5 protein-coding genes and 2 pseudogenes are annotated in these 4,355 nt (G+C 75.6%); 2 read left to right on the forward strand and 5 right to left on the reverse strand.

Annotated elements, in window-relative coordinates; translation table 11 throughout:
• Nucleotides 1–91 (forward strand): annotated as a pseudogene (locus tag ABZW03_RS37815) (cell division/environmental response transcriptional regulator); the annotation flags it as partial.
• Nucleotides 92–124: 33 nt separating this feature from the next.
• On the opposite strand, the gene ABZW03_RS37820 reads toward ABZW03_RS37815, so the two are convergent.
• The gene (locus ABZW03_RS37820; RefSeq protein WP_355268958.1) at nt 125–592 is read right to left on the reverse strand and encodes an STAS domain-containing protein; all 468 of its coding nucleotides are present in this window, start codon (nt 590–592) and stop codon (nt 125–127) included.
• A gap of 83 nt (nt 593–675) precedes the next feature.
• Nucleotides 676–1,578 carry a SigB/SigF/SigG family RNA polymerase sigma factor gene (locus ABZW03_RS37825; RefSeq protein WP_355268960.1) on the reverse strand — a complete coding sequence of 301 codons (903 nt, stop codon included), beginning with the start codon at nt 1,576–1,578 and terminating at the stop codon, nt 676–678.
• 186 nt (nt 1,579–1,764) lie between these two features.
• Between ABZW03_RS37825 and ABZW03_RS37830 the strand changes: the two genes are divergently transcribed.
• Entirely contained in the window at nt 1,765–2,190 is a 426-nt protein-coding gene (locus ABZW03_RS37830) for a tautomerase family protein (protein WP_355268962.1), read from the forward strand.
• On the opposite strand, the gene ABZW03_RS37835 is transcribed toward ABZW03_RS37830, so the two are convergent.
• The 3 genes and pseudogenes from ABZW03_RS37835 to ABZW03_RS37845 form a co-directional block, all read right to left on the reverse strand.
• Nucleotides 2,187–2,489, reverse strand: coding sequence for a hypothetical protein (locus ABZW03_RS37835; RefSeq protein WP_355268964.1), 303 nt, complete (start codon nt 2,487–2,489; stop codon nt 2,187–2,189). The genes ABZW03_RS37830 and ABZW03_RS37835 overlap by 4 nt on opposite strands.
• Nucleotides 2,486–2,977, reverse strand: coding sequence for a hypothetical protein (locus ABZW03_RS37840; protein ID WP_355268966.1), 492 nt, complete (start codon nt 2,975–2,977; stop codon nt 2,486–2,488). Before ABZW03_RS37840 ends, ABZW03_RS37835 begins: the two co-directional genes overlap by 4 nt.
• An 88-nt stretch (nt 2,978–3,065) precedes the next feature.
• Nucleotides 3,066–4,355 (reverse strand): annotated as a pseudogene (locus ABZW03_RS37845) (AfsR family transcriptional regulator); the annotation flags it as partial.

Here is a 4,355-nt window from a genome sequence, read left to right on the forward strand (position 1 = left end):
GGTGTCGAAGATGACGGTGTACCGGTTGGTGCACAGCGGAGAGCTGCCGGCCATCCGGGTCGGACGGTCCTTCCGGGTGCCCCAGCAGGCGTGGCCGGGTGGGCGCGGCGGGGTGAGGGGCCGCTCAGACGGCCAGGGCCTCCTCGGCCGAGGGGTGGATGGAGAACACCGCGCGGGTGCCGGTCAGTTCGAGGACCCGCATGACGGTGGGCGGCACCGCGGCCAGGTGCAGTTCCACGCCCTCCTCCCCCGCCGCCAGGCGGGTCCTGAGCAGGAGGTTCAGGCCGGAGGAGTCGCAGAAGCCCACCCCGGCGAGGTCGATCACCACCGCGCCGGGCCGCTGCGCGACCAGGGCGGTGAGGGTGTCGGCGGCGGGGGCGAGCGTCTCGATGTCGAGGTCGCCGGCCAGGGCGCAGACCACCGCGCCGGCCGCCGCGGGGCGGGTGCGCACCGCCAGCTCCGCGCGGTACGGGTCGGCGTGGTACGGGTCGTGGCGGTACGGCTCCGCGCGGTACGGGTCGGCACCGTACGGGTCGTGGTACGGGGAGGCCGCCGCCGCGTGGGCCCGCCGGTCGTCGTCGGATGGCATCATCGTCGTCCCCTCCATGTCCGTGCCCCTCGACCCTACGCAGGCGCCGTCCCGCCGCCAAGCGCGAGGCCCCCGGGCCCGGGCCCTCAGTCCTCCTCCAGCCCCTCGCGCAGGCGCCGCAGGGTGCGGGCGAGCAGCCGGGAGACGTGCATCTGGGACAGCCCCAGGCGCGCGCCGATCTGCGACTGCGTCAGGTCCTCGCAGAAGCGCATCGACAGGATCAGCCGCTCGCGCTCCGACAGGGCGCCGACCAGCGGCTTGAGCGCGACCAGGTCCTCCACCCGGCTCAGGTCCGGGTCCTCCTCGCCGAGGCGCTCGCCGAGGCGGCCGGGGCGGTCGTCGTCCTCGGTGCCGGTGTCCAGGGAGCCGGCGGTGTGCCCGTTGGCGGCGGTCAGGCCCTCGACCACGTCCTCCTGGGGGATCGCCAGGTGGTCGGCCAGCTCGGCCACCGTGGGGGCCCGGTCCAGTTCCTGCGCCAGGCTCTCCTGGGCCTTGGCCAGGACGATCCGCAGCTCCTGGAGGCGGCGGGGCACGTGGACGGCCCAGGTGGTGTCGCGGAAGTGCCGGCGGATCTCGCCGAGCACGGTGGGCAGGGCGAAGGTGGTGAACTCGGCGCCGAGGTCGGGGTCGAAGCGGTCGATGGCCTTGATCAGGCCGACCGCGCCGACCTGCAGCAGGTCCTCCTGCGGCTCGCGGTGCGCGGTGAAGCGGCGGATCGCGAACCGGACCAGGGACAGGTTCATCTCCACCAGGGTGGCCCGCACGTACGAGTACTCCGCGGTGCCCTCCTCCAGGGCGGCGAGCCGGCGCAGCAGCACCCGGGTGAGCGCGCGGGCGTCGGCCGGCGGGACCTCCCGCAGGTCGTCGGCGGCGGCGAGGTCCGGTGGCAGCAGTTCGCGCAGGGCGGCCGTGGCGGAGGCGGCCGTGCGGGAGGGGTCCTTCGTCGGCGAAGCGGCGGAGGCGGTCAGTTCACCAGTGGTCGAGACCATCGGAGTCCTTCCTCGTGTCGGCACGGTCGAACGCCCCGGATACCCCGCCTCGGCCGATCGATGCAGCGACCCCGCGTGGAGGTTTGGTGAATCCGCGGGGCGCCCGACCGGAGCCGCCGTCAGACCGCCTCTGTACCTACTAGTATGTACGGGAGTGGCGCAGGGCCTCGGGGAGGGAGCCGTTCCATGCCGTTCGTCCGCATCGACGCGCTGGGGGCCGACCCCGCGCGGCTGGACGCCCTCGGGCGCGCCGTGCACCAGGCCCTGCAGGAGACGATCGGCATCCCGCCCGACGACCTCTTCCAGGTGCTGGCCGGCCACGACGGCGTCACCGGCACGCTGCGCTACGGCGGTTACCTCGGCGTGCGCCGGGACGAGGGCATCGTGTACGTGTCGATCACCCTGCGCGCCGGGCGCCCGGCCGGGCGCAAACGGGCCCTGTACCGCCGGATCGCCGAGCTCGCCCACGCGTACGCGGGCACCGAGCCGCGCAACGTCTTCGTCGTCCTGACCGAGAACGCGCCGGTCGACTGGTCGCTCGGCCACGGCCTCGCCCAGTACGACCCGGAGCCCGGCCCGGCAGCGGCCCGGACTCCTGAAGCGTCTCCCTAACGAGCGGTGGGGCGGTGGAGCCGACGGGCGGCGGTGCGGATGGCGAGGGTGTACGGGGCGTCGAGGGCGCGGGTGCGGGCGTCGAGGTCGTCGAAGGCCACCAGGGCCTGGTGGCTGTCGTCGGTGGTCTGGGTCCAGGCCGTCCAGGCGTTGTGGACGTCCTCGTCGGTGACCTGCTCGCCCTTGGCCTGGAGCAGCACGGCGTAGATGCGGAAGAGGTCGTCGGAGCCCGCGGGAGGTCTGGCCTCGGAGGGCAGGCAGGAGCGGATCAGGTCGGCGATCGGGTCGAGGTGGCTCATAGGGCCAGTGTGCCGGTGGCGAGCGTGCCGGTGAGCAGGATCAGGTGGGCCACCGCGAATATCATCGGCACGAGCCGTTCCGTGGTGCCGAGTTCGGTGTAGTGCCGGTGGCGCCGGCCGGACGCCGCGGCGTTGCGCAGGACGTCCCACTCGTCGGTGTAGATCCGCGCGGACAGCTTGTCCTCCAGGCTGTTGATGACCTGGAACTTGGCGCCGTTGAGGTCCCGGTAGCTGCGCAGCTGCATCCACCAGGCGCCGGAGAGGGTGATGCCGGCCAGCGCGACGGCCGTGGCCACCCACCACGGGGACTCGGAGAGCTTGGGGATGCCGAAGCCGATCAGGGTGACCAGGGCGGTCTGCACGGACAGGAAGAAGGTGTTGGCGCTGCCCCGGCGGGCCGAGACCCGGTCGGCCATCTCCACGGCGAGCTTGTACAGCTCCAGCAGCTCGGTCTGGCGCTCCGGCTCCGGATCCGGCGGCGTGGTCATCGCGAACCCCCCTCGGGCAGATGGTGTGCCGGCTTCGCCCGCTGCCCGGGCTCCCCCCTGCGTCCATCCTTCCCTGCGCGCGGGCCCGTCAGTGCTGCGCGGCGGCGGAGGCGGTGAGGGCCGCGGCGGCGGTTCCGGCGGACAGGGCGCGCAGGGCCGCGCCGGCCTCCGCCTCGCCCTCCTCGTACTGGTGCTCCCGGGCGGTGCGCAGCGCGGCGCCGAGGTGGCGGGCGGCCTCCTCGGGGTGGCCGGTGGCGGCCAGCGCGCGGCCGTAGAGGGTCTGCAGGACCACCCGGCGGGCGGCCGGGAAGGGCGGTTCGGCGACGGCCAGGCCGCGGGCGGCGTGGTGGGCGGCCTCCTCGGCGGCGCCGGCGGCCAGGCACTCGTGGGCCAGGTGCTGGCGGGCGAGGGCCACCAGGTCGGCGCGTCCGGCCCGTTCGGCCAGGGACAGGGCCTTCAGCAGCAGGGCGTTCACCCGGGCCCGGCCGGCCCGGTCGCCGTGGCGGGCGAGGGCGACGGCGTGGTTGGCCAGGGCGACGGCCTGGGCGGTGGAGTCGCCGGCCCGGGCGGCGAGGTCGGGGGCGCGTTCCAGGTGGACGAGGGCCTGGTCGGGGCGGCCCTCCTCCAGCAGGACCCAGCCCAGCAGGGCCCGGGTGCGGGACTGGGCGCCGGGGTCGCGGTCGGCCTCGGCGGCGGCCAGGCCGTGTTCGAGCAGCGGCACCCAGCCGTCCCGGACCTGCCAGACGATCAGCGGCCACTGGAGCAGCACCAGGCGCCAGGCGCGGTCGTGCAGTCCGGCGGCGACCGCCGCCTCGACCGCGCCGCGCAGGGTGTCGCGTTCGGCGGCGTACCAGGCGAGGGCGGCGGCCCGGTCAGGGAAGGGGCGGACCTCGGCGGGGCGGCGGGTGCCGGGCGGCAGGGTGCAGCAGGGTTCGCTGCCCGGTTCGGCGGCGGCGCAGGCGGTGAGGAGGGTGTTGAGCAGGTGGTCGAGCAGGCGGGGCAGCACCTCGGTGTCGGTGTCGCCGGGCAGGCTGCGGGCGTAGAGGCGGACCAGGTCGTGCAGGGTGTAGGCGTCCCGGCCGATCTGGACGATCAGGTGGGCGGTGGCCAGTTGGGCCAGCGCGGCGGCGGCCTCCTCGGGGCGACAGCCGGCCAGGGCGGCGGCGGTGCGGCTGTCGAGGGTGGCGCCGGTGTGGGCGCCGAGGCGGCGGAAGGTCCGGCGGGCGGGTGCGCTCAGGTGCTGGACGGTCAGGGCGAGGGCGGCGGCGACGCTGGTGTCCTCGACGTCGAGGAGGTCCAGGCGGTCCTGCTCGTCGGCGAGTTCGTCGGCGAGGGCGGCCAGCGCGCGGGCCGGGCCGGTGGCCAGGCGGGCGGCGGC

Origin of the sequence: Kitasatospora sp. NPDC004799, assembly GCF_040609095.1 — a bacterium.
In the GTDB taxonomy this organism is placed as follows: domain Bacteria; phylum Actinomycetota; class Actinomycetes; order Streptomycetales; family Streptomycetaceae; genus Kitasatospora.